This is a genomic window from Sorangium sp. So ce145 (assembly GCF_051525985.1).
Lineage (GTDB): Bacteria > Myxococcota_A > Polyangia > Polyangiales > Polyangiaceae > Sorangium > Sorangium cellulosum_B.
The window spans coordinates 1,054,387-1,070,187 of sequence record NZ_CP150315.1 but is presented as its reverse complement, the minus strand read 5'-3'; the positions used below and the strand labels follow the sequence as shown (position 1 = coordinate 1,070,187).

Annotated in this window: 13 protein-coding genes; 4 read left to right on the top strand and 9 right to left on the bottom strand. The window is 69.6% G+C overall.

Going from position 1 to position 15,801, the window contains the following annotated elements; all coding sequences use genetic code 11:
- Positions 1 to 191: 191 nt before the first annotated feature.
- Entirely contained in the window at positions 192 to 545 is a 354-nt protein-coding gene (locus WMF34_RS03990) for a hypothetical protein (protein WP_437992457.1), read from the bottom strand.
- Here WMF34_RS03990 and WMF34_RS03985 point away from each other — a divergent pair.
- A complete protein-coding gene (locus tag WMF34_RS03985; RefSeq protein WP_044963906.1) occupies positions 526 to 1,230 on the top strand; it encodes a hypothetical protein in 705 nt (234 codons plus the stop codon). The two genes, WMF34_RS03990 and WMF34_RS03985, sit on opposite strands and share 20 nt — an antisense overlap.
- A gap of 82 nt (positions 1,231 to 1,312) precedes the next feature.
- Here the strand turns inward: WMF34_RS03985 and WMF34_RS03980 are convergent, their stop codons facing one another.
- Positions 1,313 to 2,170, bottom strand: coding sequence for an ATP-dependent Clp protease adaptor ClpS (locus WMF34_RS03980; RefSeq protein WP_437992456.1), 858 nt, complete (start codon positions 2,168 to 2,170; stop codon positions 1,313 to 1,315).
- 69 nt (positions 2,171 to 2,239) lie between these two features.
- On the bottom strand, positions 2,240 to 3,106 hold the full coding sequence (locus WMF34_RS03975) for a hypothetical protein (RefSeq protein ID WP_012233378.1): 867 nt from the start codon (positions 3,104 to 3,106) through the stop codon (positions 2,240 to 2,242).
- A gap of 1,125 nt (positions 3,107 to 4,231) precedes the next feature.
- Between WMF34_RS03975 and WMF34_RS03970 the strand changes: the two genes are divergently transcribed.
- Positions 4,232 to 5,200 carry a sulfotransferase domain-containing protein gene (locus tag WMF34_RS03970; RefSeq protein ID WP_437992455.1) on the top strand — a complete coding sequence of 323 codons (969 nt, stop codon included), beginning with the start codon at positions 4,232 to 4,234 and terminating at the stop codon, positions 5,198 to 5,200.
- Here WMF34_RS03970 and sat read toward each other — a convergent pair.
- The gene (sat, locus tag WMF34_RS03965) at positions 5,188 to 6,924 is read right to left on the bottom strand and encodes a sulfate adenylyltransferase (protein WP_437992454.1); all 1,737 of its coding nucleotides are present in this window, start codon (positions 6,922 to 6,924) and stop codon (positions 5,188 to 5,190) included. The genes WMF34_RS03970 and sat overlap by 13 nt on opposite strands.
- On the opposite strand from sat, the gene WMF34_RS03960 reads away from it, so the two are divergent.
- Positions 6,851 to 8,005, top strand: a complete 1,155-nt coding sequence (locus WMF34_RS03960; protein WP_437992453.1) for a sulfite exporter TauE/SafE family protein — start codon at positions 6,851 to 6,853, stop codon at positions 8,003 to 8,005. The genes sat and WMF34_RS03960 overlap by 74 nt on opposite strands.
- A 235-nt stretch (positions 8,006 to 8,240) precedes the next feature.
- Here WMF34_RS03960 and WMF34_RS03955 read toward each other — a convergent pair whose 3' ends face one another.
- From WMF34_RS03955 to WMF34_RS03935, 5 genes are all read right to left on the bottom strand, one after another.
- Positions 8,241 to 8,735 carry a cupin domain-containing protein gene (locus WMF34_RS03955; protein WP_044963900.1) on the bottom strand — a complete coding sequence of 165 codons (495 nt, stop codon included), beginning with the start codon at positions 8,733 to 8,735 and terminating at the stop codon, positions 8,241 to 8,243.
- A gap of 175 nt (positions 8,736 to 8,910) precedes the next feature.
- Positions 8,911 to 9,990, bottom strand: a complete 1,080-nt coding sequence (locus tag WMF34_RS03950; RefSeq protein ID WP_437992452.1) for an STAS domain-containing protein — start codon at positions 9,988 to 9,990, stop codon at positions 8,911 to 8,913.
- Positions 9,991 to 10,337: 347 nt separating this feature from the next.
- Positions 10,338 to 11,627: a DUF1552 domain-containing protein gene (locus tag WMF34_RS03945; RefSeq protein WP_231864673.1), complete on the bottom strand. Its 1,290-nt coding sequence runs from the start codon at positions 11,625 to 11,627 to the stop codon at positions 10,338 to 10,340.
- Between the two features lie 71 nt (positions 11,628 to 11,698).
- Positions 11,699 to 13,369 carry a DUF1592 domain-containing protein gene (locus WMF34_RS03940; RefSeq protein ID WP_437992451.1) on the bottom strand — a complete coding sequence of 557 codons (1,671 nt, stop codon included), beginning with the start codon at positions 13,367 to 13,369 and terminating at the stop codon, positions 11,699 to 11,701.
- Positions 13,370 to 13,961: 592 nt separating this feature from the next.
- On the bottom strand, positions 13,962 to 14,795 hold the full coding sequence (locus WMF34_RS03935; RefSeq protein WP_437992450.1) for a helix-turn-helix domain-containing protein: 834 nt from the start codon (positions 14,793 to 14,795) through the stop codon (positions 13,962 to 13,964).
- Between the two features lie 131 nt (positions 14,796 to 14,926).
- Between WMF34_RS03935 and WMF34_RS03930 the strand changes: the two genes are divergently transcribed.
- On the top strand, positions 14,927 to 15,778 hold the full coding sequence (locus WMF34_RS03930; protein WP_437992449.1) for an NAD(P)H-binding protein: 852 nt from the start codon (positions 14,927 to 14,929) through the stop codon (positions 15,776 to 15,778).
- Positions 15,779 to 15,801 lie beyond the last annotated feature (23 nt).

Here is a 15,801-nt window from a genome sequence, read left to right as displayed (position 1 = left end):
TATCCATCTGGGTGTTGCAAAAAGTTTGCCGAATTGAGAAATTCCCCTCGCCAGGCGGATGGGGCACCGAGCCCCCTCGGCTGGGTTGTGGGCCCCCTGGCTCTCGCCTGCTCGGCCTCGGGGGTGCGGCTGGCAGCAACGCTCTTGCTTAACACGAGAAAGGAAACGGAGACCATGACACGCACTTATCGTCACTTGATGCTGCCTCTGACCCTCGCGCTCTTCTCGCACGTGGTCGGCTGCTCCGGGTCAGACTCCGAGGCGGACGCCTCGAGCGACGGCTCGACCAGCGCCTCGTCCACCTCCGGCGGCAGCACCACCTCCTCCACCTCCGGCGGCACCACCTCGTCCACCTCCGGCGGAGGCACCACCTCGTCCACCTCGGGCGGCGACACCACCTCATCCACCTCGAGCGGCGACACCACCTCATCCACCTCGAGCGGCGACACCACCTCATCCACCTCGAGCGGCGACACCACCTCATCCACCTCGAGCGGCGGGACGACCGAGAAATTCAGCTTCTTCGTGACCAGCCTCGCCGCCATGCGGGAGCTGTCGGGCTCCCAGGACGGCTTCGGGGGTGACCTCCGCTTCGGGGAGACAGGGCCGGGTGCCGGTCTCCGCGGCGCGGACAAGATCTGCGCGACGATCGCCGAGAAGAGCCTCCCGGGCGCGGGAAGCAAGACGTGGCGCGCGTTCCTGAGCGCCACGGCAGGCGAGGACGGGAAGCAGGTCAACGCGATCGACCGGATCGGCGAGGGGCCCTGGTACGACCGGCTCGGCCGGCTGGTCGCGAACGAGAAGGCGGAGCTGCTCAACACGCGCCCCAGCGCGGCCGACGCGGCGATCAAGAACGATCTGCCGAACGAGGACGGCGTCCCCAACCACCAGCCCGACCCGGCCCAACCCGAGGTCGACAACCACGACACCCTGACGGGCTCCAACCCCCAGGGGCAGCTCCAGGGCGCCAACGCGACGTGCAAGGACTGGACGGCCAAGACGGGAGACAGGTCCGAGGGGACACCGCAGGTTGGACACTCGTGGCCAAGGGGAACCGGCGGCGGACCCGGCGGGGGCCTGAACTTTGCCCACTGGATAACGACCCACAATGCACCGGGGTGCGCGCCTGGGGTCAATCTCGTGGACGCGGGAGGCCCGGCGCCGGGCTCGAACACCGTCGGCGGCGGCGGCGGCTACGGCGGGATCTACTGCTTCGCCCTGACGCCCTGACGCGGGCAACCCGGCGCGCGCCGCCTGCGTGCGCGCGAGCGCCGCGTCGCCGCGCGTCCAGGCGACGGCGCCGGCCATCGTCTCAGGACGATTGAGGCGCGCGCGGCTCGCCGCCGCGCGCCTCCTCCGCCCCGGCAGGCTCGGTGGCCCAGGTGAAGCCCATCTCCTCTGCCGCCGGGCCGAGCGTGATGCGGATCGGCATGCCGCGCTCGCGCGCGACCTGCGTCGCGCGCGCCAGGAGCGCGGCAGCGGTATCCGGCCGATACGGGCCCGCTGCGGCGGAGCCCGCGAAGTGCACGGTCAGCATGAAGTGCGTCGCCTCCACCTCGTCCATTCCGAAGCAGTCGACGAGCAAGCGCTGCACGGCTTCCATCTTGGTCACGTCGTCGTTCCAGAACACGACCTCGACCAGCTCGCCTGCGGGGTCGCTGCGCTCCGGGGCGCGGGGCGGCTCCCGGTTCGCCCGGTCGAGGTCGCGACACGCCCTCGTGAGCAATGCGGCGGCGAAGCAGCCCTCCCCCGCCGACTGCGTCGCGACCACCAGATCGAGCGGCGACGGGCCCCCCCACGACGCCGACCTCGACCAGGCGCGATCCACGATGGCCTTCACAGCCGGCGAGAGCTCGAGCGCGGCGCTGTCCGTGGGTGCCTGGCGGGGCGCCGGGAGCTGTTGATCCAGCTCGCGCCGCAGGGACGCGGCGCTCGCGCCGGCCGAGGCGACCACCGTTGCCACCCGGCGATCGCAGAGCGCGGCGAGCACGACATGCTCCGGGAGCAAAACCGGCTGTTCGCGCCGGATGGCTTCGAGGGCCGCCGTGAGCATGACGACGGCGCTATCGCCGCGAGGACGCGCGCGTGAGCGCCGCTTCCGCCGGCGGTAGAGGATGGCGAGCACGGTCGCCAGGACGAGGAGCCAGAGCCCCACGAGGAGGATGCGCATGCGCGCTGCGCATCCTACGCCGAAAGCAGGGTTGCCTCCAGCGCGCCTCGTGGGGAGTGGGCTCCGCGATCAGTTACACGGCCCGAGGTCGGCCCACTCGGCCGGGCACCAGGAGGTCGGGTTGCTTGGCGGGCAGCTCGGGTGCGACCACCAGATCTGCTGGGTCGCCGACCAGAGGTGGCCACCGTTGGTCACCAGCGTGGAGGGCGTATACACCTGCGCCGACATCCATGCGGGCACGCTGCTGCAGTCGTTCGCGGGCACGGTCGACGTGCAGGCCTCCCAGGTCGACGGCGACGCGCTGAGGTTCTTGTTCTGGTAGACGTAGGGCGCGGCGTCGTGGAACGACCAGGTGCTCGCGCCCGACATGTTCTGCCAGGCGCCCGAGGTCGTCTTCACCTGCTGGCGAAGCATCTTGATGGGCGCCTCGCAGGAGACCTGCGGCTCGGGGTACTGCGGGCCCACGTCGGCGAAATGCTCGATGTCGTGCGCGTACATCTCGACGGTGCTGCGCGCGTCCTGGGCGAGGAACTGCCAGCCGGCGCCGTCCTTCATGTCGACATAGAGGCAGAGCTGGGCGCCGGTCACGCTCGCGACGCGCTCGGGCGTGCACCACTCGTACTTGAATATGACCTGCTGCCCGGGCTGCAGGCCGCCGAGCGAGCCGCCGCAGGTGCCCCCCGAGCCCCACTGGGTGTTGCAGCTCGAATGATTCCCTGTGACACCGTTGTCATCTCCGAAGTAGTAGACGAACCATCCATCGGGGCTGTGGTAAATGCCGGACTCTAGATTGTAGTACCACTGCCCCACCGCGGTCCAGGCCGTGGACGCGTTCAGAAGCTGGGGTACCTGCCACTCGATGAGCCAGCCGCGGGTGTCTCCGACGGTGCCCGTGTAGCTGCTCGTCAGATCGTAAGTTCCGCGCTGGCTCGCCACACCGAGGCTCTCCTCTTCGTCCGCGCCGGCACCGGCTGTGCATGCGGCGGCGCCGAGGGCTCCGAGGAGCAACAGCGCCGCGCCGATTCGCGGCAGGGCAGCGCGTGACGGACGGAGAGAACAGGGTTGCTTCGACAGATTGCTCTTCTCGATCATAAGGATTCTCCTGAGAGCGAGGTTTTCCCCCGCGACGGTGAATAGCGCGGACCGAGGCCGCCCACTGTTAAGACGTGTTAAGCCGAACGACGTGATTCAGGGGTGGGGCGCTGAGCGCGCGGGGCCGCCGGCCCCGACGTTCGCGGGCCCAGGCGTGAGCCCGAGCCCGCCCACCGCCTCCACCGCGCCTCCCACCCGCCAGGGAGCGCTCGACGCCGCTGGAACCGGCGGACACGCGGGAGGCACGAGGCGTCCGGGTCGACGAGCAATGCGATCACGAGCTCGAGCTGATCGTCGATCGCCCGACAATCGACGTGCTCGGCCTCGATCTCCCGCGACCCGATCGCCGCCCCGCCCTCGCCGAACACCCGGATCGTCGCCCGCCAGACGCCGGCCTCCTGCGAGCGCTCGATCCGCCCCTCGATGGAGACCTCGCCGCGGGTGGCGGCACGAACGCCCCGCGCCCGAGCCGCTGCTCCACGGCCTGCGCGAGCGTCCGCGCGTCGATGCACGCCTCGGCCCCTGGCATCCTCGCCCACGCGAGCGACGAGGCGCGCGGGGCCGCACCTGCGGGACGATCGAAGCTGCCCAGCGCGGCCCCGACGAGGAGCGCGAGCGCCGCGGATCTCATGCGGCAGCTTATCCAGGCGATCGCCGACGCCGTCAAGGAACGGCGCTTGGTCGCTCTCGCGAGCTGCCTCTCGCTCCGAGGAGAGCGCGCGTCGCTGCTGGGCGGCCTCAGCTACGGAGTGAGCCTCGTGCTCGGCTACCATCGTGCTCGGGCACAAGGGCGCTCGCTCCCCTCTCGGGAGAGCAGCATCCCGCGAAGGGGCCCGCCGAACGCGCCGGGATTGGTCCGGTTCTTGAACGCCACATATCGAAACGGAGCACCTGGCTGACGGCCACTCGGTGGGGGCGAGCCCGTCGTCCGGACATCCTGCTCGGAGCAGCGACAAAGGAGGGTGACAAATGGTCACGAACGACAGATTGATCATGCCGACGCGAGTCGTCAGGGACTACCTTAACAGCTCCCTTGTCTGGAGCGACTTCCTGACGCAGGGCGGCTTCGTCTCCGGCGACATCGTCGTGGCGGACCCGTTCAAGGCGGGGACCACGTGGACCCAGCGCATTATCCAGCAGATCCTCGACAACGGAGAAGAGCGGAAAGACGCTCTCTCGGACACGTCGCCCTGGCTGGACTCCAGCTTCGGCGACCACGCCACGATGCTGGCGATGCTGAAGGCGCAGCGTGAGGCCGGCGAGCGTCGTGTGCTGAAGTCGCATTTGCCCGCGGACGCCGTGCCCATCGCCGCGCAGGTCCGCTACCTCTTCGTCGGCCGGAACGGCAAGGATCTCGGGATCAGCTTCCACAACTACTTGAGTCAGTTCTCCGCCAAGACCATGGACGAGATCAACCGCATCCACGCGGAATGGTCCAACGATCCAACGCGGCTCGTCATTCCGGAGAGCGTGCAGGAGTTCTTCGACAAGTGGTTGGACACCGACGGGTACGGCTGCTGCGATCTGTTCGACGTCGTGCGATCGTGGTGGAAGCTCCGGGACGAGCCGAACGTGCTCCTCGTGCATTACCGGCGGCTCAAGGAGGATCTGCGCGGTCAGATCGTGCGCATCGCCGAGTTCATCGACGTCGATCCGACCAGGCTGCGGCTGGACGTGATCCTGGAGCACTGCTCCTTCGGCTACATGCGCGAGCGGGCCGAGCAGATGGCCCCGTTCGCCGGTACACACATGCGGGACCCCAAGGCGTTCTTCCACAAGGGGCCGGCCCGCGACTACCACGCCGAGATCACCCCCGAGCAGAGCGCGCGCTTCGATCGGCTGGCGCTCGAGAAGCTGGGAACCGACTGCGCCCACTGGCTGGAGACCGGCGAGGAGCGCCCCGGAGCGTCGGCCGGCGGGCGCCGTCAGGCTGCCTGATCGTGCCCTCGCCCCTGCGTCGCTGAAAGGAGGATCTGCGCGACCTCCGGGCGGCTGAACTCGGGAGGAGGCAGCTTCCCGGCGCGCAGCAGCTCGCGCACCTGCGTCCCCGAGAGCGTGATGCGCGTCTCCGGCCCTCCAGGCGCGGTCTTGTCGGTCGCCATCCCGCCGACGACCGTGGACCAGAAGGCCTCCTCGAATTTGAGCGGCTCGATGCCGAGCTCGCTCGGGAGGAAGTCGTCGAACGCACGCTGCGCGTCGTACGTTCCATAGAAGCGCCCGACGCCAGCGTGGTCGCGCCCGACGATGAAGTGCGAGCAGCCGTAGTTCTTGCGCACGAGCGCGTGGAAGATGGCCTCGCGCGGCCCGGCGTAGCGCATGGCGGCCGGATACAGCCCGAGGACGACCCGGTCTGCGGGGTAGTACTTCTCCAGCAAGAGCTCGTAGCAACGCATCCGCACGTCCGCCGGGATGTCGCCGGCCTTGGTCGCGCCCACGAGCGGGTGAAGCAGGAGCCCGTCCGTGATCTCGAGCGCACACTTGGTGATGTGCTCGTGCGCGCGATGGATCGGATTGCGCGTCTGGAATCCCACGACGCGCCGCCAGCCGCGCGCCTCGAAGGCCGCCCGCGTCGCCGCCGGATCCCGGGGATACTCCGGGAACTGCGGTGAGAGCGGCCGCTCGATCAACCAGACCTCGCCGCCGAGGTACACGTCGCCCGACGACCGCAGGTAGGCGACGCCCGGGTGGCCTTCGTCCGTTGCGCCATAAACGTTGCGCGCCTCGACCTCCTTGTCCGGTGTCCAGCGGTCGACGAGCTCGAGCACACCGACGACGCGCCCGTCCGGCGACGCCAGCGCCACCTCGCTGCCGAGGGAGAGACGAGCGGCGTCCTCGCCGGGGACCGCGAGCGTGATCGGGATCGACCAGACGAGGCCGCTCTCCAGCCGCCGCTCGCGGACCACGCGCAGGTAATCCCGCGACGTCATGAACCCCTTGAGCGGGGAATAGGCGCCATTGCCGATGAGCTCCAGATCGCTCGCCCCGCGCTCATCGAGCCTCACCCTGGGCAAGCCGGCCACGCGCTCGAGCAGCCGCTGTCTGGCGTCGCCGCGAACGAACTGATCGACGAGCTCCCCGCCGTGCGGGGGCGCGAGGCCCGCCCTCGCCGGCTCGGCCGGCTGCGCCATGGGACGGACATACCCGAGCTCCTCGAGCTTGGCGAGGATCCTGGCGAGGCCCTCGCGGGGCGGCTCGCGATCGGTGTGAACGATCACCTCGGGCGAACGCGGCGGCTCATACGGATCATCGACGCCGGTGAAGCCCTTGATTTCGCCCGCGCGGGCGCGCGCGTAGAGCCCCTTGATATCCCGGCGTTCGAGCACATCGAGCGGGCACTCGCAATAGACCTCGCAGAAACGCCCGATCGCGCGCCGCTGCTCGTCGCGGATCTCCCGGTAGGGGCTGATCGCCGCGGTGATCGCGCATGCGCCGGAGCGCGCCACGAGCCTGGCGACGAAGCCGATCCGGCGGATGTTGGTGTCGCGATCCTCTCGCGAGAACCCGAGCCCCTTCGAGAGGTGCGTGCGGACGACGTCTCCGTCTAGCGACTCGACATGCACGCCCCGCCTCGGCAGCTCGGCAGCCAGCATGGCGGCCAAGGTCGACTTGCCGGACCCCGACAACCCGGTAAACCACACGACGAAGCCCTCGCCCGAAGCCATTGTGCGCCTCCTTTCGACGTATCCGTACGCCGCCGCTTTGGGCACGCAGTATGCCACTCTGCATGGGCGCGCTGGCCCACTCGCGCACCCGTGCGCCCGTACACCCGTACACGACCGCCGTCTGCGGTACGCGGGTGCGGGCGGCCTCCGCGGCTCGAGCGGGCTCCGCTCGCCCCCCGGGCGCGGCGACGTGGCGCGACGCAGCGGTATGACGATGTACCTGATAGCGGCGCTCGGTCTGATCATCGGGATCGTATCGGCCATCCTCGGGGCCGGCCCGTCGATCCTCACCGTGCTGCTCTTGACAAGCGTCGCCGGGCTCGAGCTCCACCGCGCGGTCGCCACCTCGCTCGTGGCCGTCATGCTGATGAGCCTCGTCGCCGTCGTCCCGTACGCCATGGAGAACGCCGTCGTCTGGCGGTACGCTTTCACCTTCGGTCTCGCCTCGATGACGGGAGCGTACCTCTCCGGACACATCGCGGGTGTGATCCCGGAGCACATCCTTCGGGTGATCTTCTTCATGGCCACCGTGGTCGCGTCCGTCGCGATGCTCTGGGATCGCCCCCCGCCTCCGCTGGACCAAGGCAGAAAACGATCGAGCTGGCGGCCCATGGCCGTGCTCGCGGCAGGGGGGATCCTGGTCGGTTGCTTGACCGGCCTGGTCGGTCTCGGCGGCGGGTTTGCTATCGTCCCCCTGCTCGTCATGTTCACGGGGACCCCCGTGCACGCCGCGATCGGCACCTCCATCCTCGTCATCGCGATGAACACGATGGCCGGTCTCGCCGGCCATCTCCCGCACCCGCCGGTCGATTGGCCGCTCGCCGCTTCCCTCAGCATCACCGAGTGCGCTGGCAGCCTGGCCGGCGCCAGGCTCGCCAGGCACATCAGCGCGGCGGTGCGGCGTTGGGCGTTCGCTGGCCTCATGCTGGCGGTGTCGGCCGTGACGCTCGGACAAGCCATGCATGGATATCATCCCTCGCACGTGATGAACGGGCGAGGCCGCGGCTGCGCCAATCGCCGCCACGTCCCCAATCCCACGGCGGCCGACTGTGCACCATTGGGACATGTGGGCGCGCCCTAGCGATCCGCTGCGCCCGGTATCAATCATGGGGTAAGTGAGATGAAGACTGATCCGGAGCTCGACGAGGTGCTCGGTGAGCGCGGTGAGCGATCCGCGCGAGGCGTGCTCTTGCCGATATCCATCTCCATCAACCTGCTTCAGATCGCCCAGCACTGGCGCCAGATCGACTGGACCCTGTTCCGAAGGATCCTTTTGTACACGATCCCCTTCGTCGTCGACTCGATCGGACCCCCGTTCACCCGCGCGCCGCCTCCCATTCGGGGCTGCTCAGGAAGTACGTATCGTAGAGCTCCTGCACGTCGCGCAAGGTCTCGGGCGGCTCCTCGCCGCGGGCGATGCGCGTCAGCTTGCGGAAGTAGTCGAACCGCTCGACCCCTGGGGTGATGACGACCAGGAGCTCTGCGCCCTTGCCGCGCGCGGCGGCGAACGCGTGGGCGACCCGCGGAGGGACCACGAGGAGGTCGCCCTTCTCGGTCGTCACGACGTCGCTCCCCGAAAGGACCTGCACGGCGCCGTCGAGCACGTAGAACATCTCGGCCGAGCCGTCGTGACGGTGCGGCCGCGCGCCGTCCGCGTCCTTCGCGAGCGTCACGCGTACGGTGGAGAGGGCTCCGCCCGTCGCGCTGCTGTCCGCGAGGAGCTGGATCCGCGCGGCGGGAGAGCCGACGACCTCAGCGTCAGCGCCACGGACGACGACCGACCGATCGAAACAGGGCTGGATGATCGACATGCCGCCCAGTGAAGCACCCGTGAAGAGAGCGCTCACCTGGAAAAACGTACGGAGCGCTCCCGCGGCCCGTGGGAGGAGCTCGCCCCTCCGATGGCGGATGCTCGGTGGAGCTCGTGGAGGTGACGTGCTGCTCCAGCAGGCGGACGGCGCGTCCGTCACCTGGGATGAGCGCGCTTCACAGGGCCTTCGGGCGGGGAGCAGCATCGGCGCCGGAGGCCATGCACACCTTGAGGCCCTCCTGCAGGTTGCGCAGCGTGATCATTCGATCGAGATCCATGCCCACGGACACGACGGTCTGAGCCACCGCGGGCCGGATGCCGGTCACCACGACGCGGGCGCCGAGGAGCTCCACCGCGCGCACGATGCGGATCAGGTGATCGGCCGTGCTCGTGTCCACCGCCTCGACGGCGGTCAGATCCAGGATCACGCTGCGCGTCTGGCTGTCGACGATCGCGCCGAGCAGCCGCTCCATCAGCGCGGACGCGCGCTGGTTGTCGAGCCCTCCCATGACAGGGACGGTGAGCACGCCGTCCCACACCTGGATGATCGGCGCCACCATCGCGCTGAGCGCCGTCTCCTGCTGCTGGATGAGCTCCAGCTTCTCGCGCAGCGCGAGCTCGGTTTTCTCCCGCTCGGCCACCTCGTTCCTGAGCCGGGATAGCGCGACCGCGAGATCCGAGCTCGTGCCCCGATCGGCCTCGAGGAGCGCCGAAAGCCGCGCCTCGACGGTCTCGTCGGTCGGGCGGACCAGGAACTCGTCGTACGCCGCGCCCTGCGCCGCGAACACCGTCTGTTCGGCCCAGCAAGGGACCCCGAACAGGCGCTCGGTGATCCCGGCCAGCTTGCCGGCCACCATCGCGCTCCCCCAGCTGACCCCCAGCGCACGCTGATAGATCGCCTCCCAGCTGTTGACGGTGCGATACCGGACCTCACGGCGCTCGCGGTCCACCGCGACGACCTCCCACCGCCCCCATCCGGCCGGCCAGGCGATCTCGGACACCTGGCGAATGCCCTCCTCGAAGCTCGGATGCGCGCTGATGATGGCCCAGTCGCCGTCGACGCTCTGCCGTCCCCCGAGCTGGAGACACAGGTTGAATCGCTCGACCCCGACCATCGCCACCATGCCCGACATCAGCCCGGCCACCGAGCTCGGGATCCACATGCTCAGGGTAGGCGTCCCGGCCCACAAGTTGACGCCGTTCTTCATGTCCCATTCGATGTCGAATCCAGAGATTGTTATCCGAGGGGTTGTCATAGGCTCACCTTGTAGCGCGATGGAGCACGGAGCCGGGGCGCCGCATGCGCAGCGCTCCGCGCCGCCGGCGCTCTTGCCTCACCTGCGACGACACGGCAAGCCCTGGCGCTGCCACGCCGGCACGACCTGGGTCGGGTCGCGGCGAGCGGCTCACGCGGACGAGCGTAGAACGAGCGGCGTTGTCGGCGGGTGACCGAAACTTCCGTTGTCAGCTGCCGCGCAAGGTCTCCATCGACGCACGAGCGCGCGACGCTGATTCACCCCACCATGAAGTGGGCCTCGACTCTCCTGCAGGGCTCTTTTCCACCGACGCGTGCTCGCGAGGAGGTCGAGCAGGCGGCGCCTGCTCAGGTGAGCGGCAGGGCGCCCCCGGTGTTCAAGACGCCCTCGCCGAAGCTCTTGACGTCCTCGAAGCCCATGTAGTGGAAGCAGCTCACGAGCATGTCGGCGAAGGAGCGATCGCCGCGGAAATCCACGAGCCGCCCGCGCCGGAAGTAGTCGTGGGCCTTGCCCGCGAAGACGACCAGACTGTCCTCGATGCTGTGGCTGTCGCCCTGCCCGAGCTCGTTCCAGTGCACGACGAGCGTATGATCCCAGAGCGTGCCGTCGCCGTCGCTCGTGTTCTTCAAGATCTCGTAGAGCTTCGTGTTCTGCTCCCAGAGGTGCCTGTGGATCTTGCGCACCTTGGCGAACGAGTCGTCGTCGCTGTTGTGCGAGATGTCGTGGTGCCCATCGCTGAGCCCCAGGTTCGAGTAGACGCGGTTGCTGGTGTTGCCGCTCCAGTTGAAGTGCACCACGCGCGTCAGATCGCAGGCGAACGCGAGGGCGCTGATCTTGAAGAACAGCTCGCCCATGATCGCGTGGTTCTCGTCGGCGTAGGGGTTGAGCCGCTCGCCGAGCGGGGTCTTCACGCAGGTGGCCGCGCCGTTGCCGGCCTGGAGCGCGCGCTCGACGTCGCGCATCGCGTCGAGGTGCTGCTGGATCTTGGCGCGATCCTCGGCGCCGACCCGGGTGAGGAGGGAATTGCCCTCTTCGCGCACCAGATCGATGGCCGACTGCTTCTTCGCCAGGCGCCTCAGCACCTCTTGCTGCGCGCCCCCGTCGTCGGGCGTGGAGGCGAAGATCCGGGCGTAGGCCTCGTACGGATCGGTCTCCGGCGGGATCGGGTTCTGCTCGCCCGCGGGGCCCGCGTGGGAGTGCGTGTTCCAGATATCGTTCCACTTGTCCCCGACGCGGTACACGAGGTGCCGGTGCGCGATGCTCTCGTTGGCTTCCAGCACGCGACCGCCGATCGCGTAGTCGGCGCTCGGCCCCTCCACGTAACCGATGGTGCTCTCGGTGCCGCCGATGGGGAACGACCCGGAGCCGGACTTCCACGGAGCGAGCGAGCTGCCGCCCTGCTGGTGGTTGTCGGCCCGCTCGGACTCCGGCAGATCGTAGAAGTGCTTGTGCAGGTTGTTGAGAAAGAGGAGGTCCTCGCGGTACGGCTCGAGCGGGGCGAGGAACTCGCCGAGCTGAAAGCTCGTCTCACCGCGGGCGTCGAAGCGCCGATCCGTCTCGTCGCCGTTCGCCTGGAACACGAACATGATGCGGCGCGGGGACGGCGCCGTCTGGGCTCGCGCGCGGCTCGAACGCATCGCATCGAGGAACGGGAGCGCGAGCGCAACTCCGGATGCGCCACGCAGGAAGGTACGGCGGCTCAGAGGTTTCATTGTTTCTCCGGGACGATGACGGGGCGGTAGCGGAAGGCGTCGGTCTGCGTGAGCGCGACCACGAGCTCGGACAGGCTGTAACCGCTGTCCTTGAACGCGAGCGAGAGCGACGCCATCGAGCAGCGATCGGCGGCGGTCTTGTCGCGACCGTAGAAGAAGCGGAAGTTCTGCAGCACGTAGCAGGCGCGCGCCTCCTCGCTCTGCGCGAGGCGCTGGCCCAGCTCGGCGGCGTTCGCCACGGGGCCGTTGACGTCGCGCGTGCTCGAGATGGCGCTCGAGGTGTCGATCGGCCTGCCGGCCTCGTCGGTGGTGCGGGGGCGGCCCACGGCGTCGAACGACTCGAACACCACGCCGATGGGATCCATCAGCGCGTGGCACCCCGCGCAGCTCGGCTCGGTGCGGTGGAGCTCGAGGCGCTCGCGCTGCGAGAGCCCCTCTCCGAGGCCCTCGAGATCGAGCTTCACGTCGTTGGGCGGCGCGGGCACGATCTGACACAGGAGATCGGTGCGCACCTTCAGGCCGCGGCGGACGATCGAGGTGCGCGTCGCCTTGTCGCGCGTGAGCATCATGCCCTGGGTCAGCACGCCCGAGCGGCCAGGCATGTCGACCTTGATGAAATCGTCGCCGCTCACCCCGCTCACGCCGTAGTGCTGCGCGAGCGCGCCGTTCACGAAGCTGTAGTCGGCGGCGAAGAGGTCGTCGATCGAGCCGCTCGGGCTCGCGAGCAGGTCCTTCACGAACGCGCGCGTCTCCGCTCGCAGCAAGGCGGGCAGGTCGCGCGAGAGGTCCGGATACACCTCCGGATCGCGGTTCATGCTGCCCAGGATATCGGTGTCGAGCCACTGCTCGAAGTACTCGAGCAAGCGCTCGGCCTTGGGATCGGCCAGCATGCGCCGCACCTGGGCTTCGAGCTGCTCTGGCGTGCCGAGCTCGTCCGCCTCCGCCGCCCGCGTGAGCTCCTCGTCCGGCTGCGACTGCCAGACCAGGTACGAGAGCCGCGAGGCCATCTCGTACGGGGTGGGCTCGGTGACGTCCCCCGTGCTCGCCTGGCCGAGCTCGACGCGATAGAGCACGTTCGGCGACTGCAGCATGCTGAAGACGACCCACTCGATGCCGTCGTCGAAGGTGTACCCGTCCGATCCTGCGGTGAAGCGCTCCTCGTAACTCTGGACCTCGGCCTCCGTGAGCGGCCGGCGGTACGCCCTGGCGCCGAAGGTGCGGATGAAGTCGCGCGCGCACTCGATCTCGCCGATCTCCTCCGGATCGCAGGAGACGAGGCCCGAGGCGTGGGCCGCGACGGCGGCGACCTCCTCCGCGGCGTCGAGGAACTTCTGCGCGACGAGCGAGCCGACGTTCAAGAAGCTCGCGTTGTTGCGGAAGCCGAGCGACTCGGACTCGTTCGGAAATGTGGCGACCACCTTGTCGACGGCGGAGGCCACGCCCGGGACGCCGGAGAAGAGATCCTTCACCGTGTTGGCGTACTCGTAATTGCTGAGACGGCGGAGCGGCGCCGTACCGGGCTGCGGCGTCTGGCAGAACGCCGAATCCAGCACGTCTTCCGGGGGCTCTACGGTCCCAGGGTCGTCCCCGCCGGGGCCTGTGCCAGACCCCGTGGACTGGCCGGGCCCGCCGATCTGGCCGTTGCAAGCCGCGACGAACGCGAGCAAGAGCGGCGCAGCGTACCTGAGTTGTGAGCCGAAAAGCTCGAGAGGCCAGCGATGCGTGTGTTGCTCGGGGTTCACCGTGTTCTCCACGCCGCGCCCGAAGAAAGGCACGAGTTGGTGCGAGCGCCGACCACATGGGTCGGCGCCTGCACGGGTTCCCGACGCTGCGACTCAACAGCGCCGATTCGATATTATGTACCAGAACCTGTCCCGTCCGGCTCACGGCAGAGGTCGATCACGAACACTTTTGTGCCCCAACGACCCACCAACCCACCCATTTTATCTGTCGCCGTCGCGTTTTTGAACCTCGACGGTATCTGCGCGCGGCGCCTCGCCGCACGTCACTGCCGAGAGCAGATACTTCAACTACCAACGATTTCGACGGCTGGACGTGGGGACGTGGAGCCGCCGGAATCGCGCTGGAGGAGCAGGCGCCTTCCTTCCGCCATGAGGTCGTGGCGCCATCGCCGCACCAGGCACCGTTCGAATCGACAGACGCTCGACCTCATCGGTAACAGCCATTCTACGGAGTCGGTGCTGCGCTTCTCCTCCGACGAGGGTAAAGAGGCAGATCGAGGACCTGCCGGCGCGGAGGTCACCCGCGCGCGGTCGCGCCGCCGCACCCGGGCCTCGCGGCCGGGCGCGCGCCGGCGAGGTAGGCCCGCGGCGTCACCCCGAGCAGCGACCGGAACTCGGCCGTGAGGTGGGCCTGATCGTAGAAGCCCGTCTCGCTGGCGAGCCGCGCGAGGCTCGTCGTGGCGAGGCGCTCGGCGGCGCGACGGATGCGCGCGATGCGCGCGTAGCGCTTCGGCGAGATGCCGATCTCCTCGTGGAAGAGCGCGCGCAGCGTCCGCTCGGCGACGCGGAGGCGCCGGGCGAGCGCCGGGATGGAGGCGTCCGAGTCGGGCGCCAGCGCGGAGGCGTCGAGGACATCGACGGCGCGGCGCAGGAGCGCCCGGCGCGCGGGGGCGTCGGCCCTCACGCCGACCGCGCGGCAGAGGGCGTCCTCGAGCAGGCGCACCGCCGCGGCCGGGTCCCCGCCGGCGCGAGCGAGCGCATGGCGAAGCTCGCGCGCGCGTGCGCCCCAGAGGTCGTCGAGCGGGACGACGCGATCGACGAGCTCGTGCGCGGCGACGCCGAGCGCGGGCCGCGCGCCCCCGGGGTGGAACGAGAGGCGAGCATAGAGAGGCACCACGCCCGAGGGCTTGAACGTGGCGCGCTGAAGCGGCCCCACCGCGGCCACGACCGGCTCGCCGCCGGTCCAGCACGCGACGAGCGACGTGGTCCCGCTCGGCAGCCGCGTCCACCCCGCGGGCGGCGAGGGGACGGCGCTCATCACGTGGACGTCGGAGACCCAGGAACGGAGCGGCGCGCGCGGCGAGAGGTCACGGCTGTCCGAGCGGGAGGACGGGAGCAAGGGCGCAAGCACGACGGCAGTGTAGCGCGCGAAGCCTCGGCCGCCTCGGCCGTCGCGCGCCGATAATGTCGAAGGTCGTGCCGGAATCTCCAAGAGACGGCTCCGCCGAGACAGCAGGCTTCGCTCTCGAAACGGAGGTGTTCATGATCCTTGTTGCTGGTGCGACAGGCACCATCGGTCGCGCGCTGATCCCACAGCTGCTCGCCGCCCGGGCCGACGTTCGGGTGCTCACCCGCGATCCCACCCGCGCGCGTGCGCTCTGGGGGAGCGACGTCGAGGTGGCCAGCGGAGACTTCACGGATGCGCCGTCGCTCGGGCGCTCGCTCGAAGGCGTTGAACGCGTCTTCTTGCTCACGGCGCCCGGGCCGACGGTGGCCGACCACGATCGCGCGATGGCCGCGGCGGTGATGCGCTCGCGGGTCGAGCAGATCGTCAAGCTCTCGGCTTACGGCGCCGAGCAAGAGGACCTCATCGCGTCTGGCTGGCACCGGGAAGGAGAAGAAGCGGTGATCGCGACAGGGCGCCGCTTCACGCTGCTCCGGCCGGCGGGATTCCACTCGAACGTGCTCGCGTGGGCCGCGAGCGTGCGCGCCGGCGCCCCGATCGAGATCTCGACCGGCACAGGCAAGCACGCGGTCGTCGACCCGCGCGACGTCGCGGCCGTCGCCGCCCGGGCGCTCACGTCGAACGATCACGACGGGCGGGCCTATACGCTGACCGGGCCCGTCGGCCTCGACGCGCACGAGCAGATCGCGATCCTCGCCGAGGCGCTCGGGCGCCCGCTCGCCGCGGAGGACGTCACCGTCGAGCATGCGGCGGGAAAGATGCGGGCGGCCGGCGCCCCAGAAGCGTTCGTCGCGGCGGTCGTCCAGGGCCTCACGTTCCTGCGCGACGGGCGCGCGTCGGCGCCGACGGACGACGTCGCCGCCGTCCTCGGCCGCCCGCCGCGGCCGTTCGCGGCGTGGGTCCGGGATCACCTCGACGCGTTTCGCTGAGCGCCGGCGAGCCCGGAGGCGCG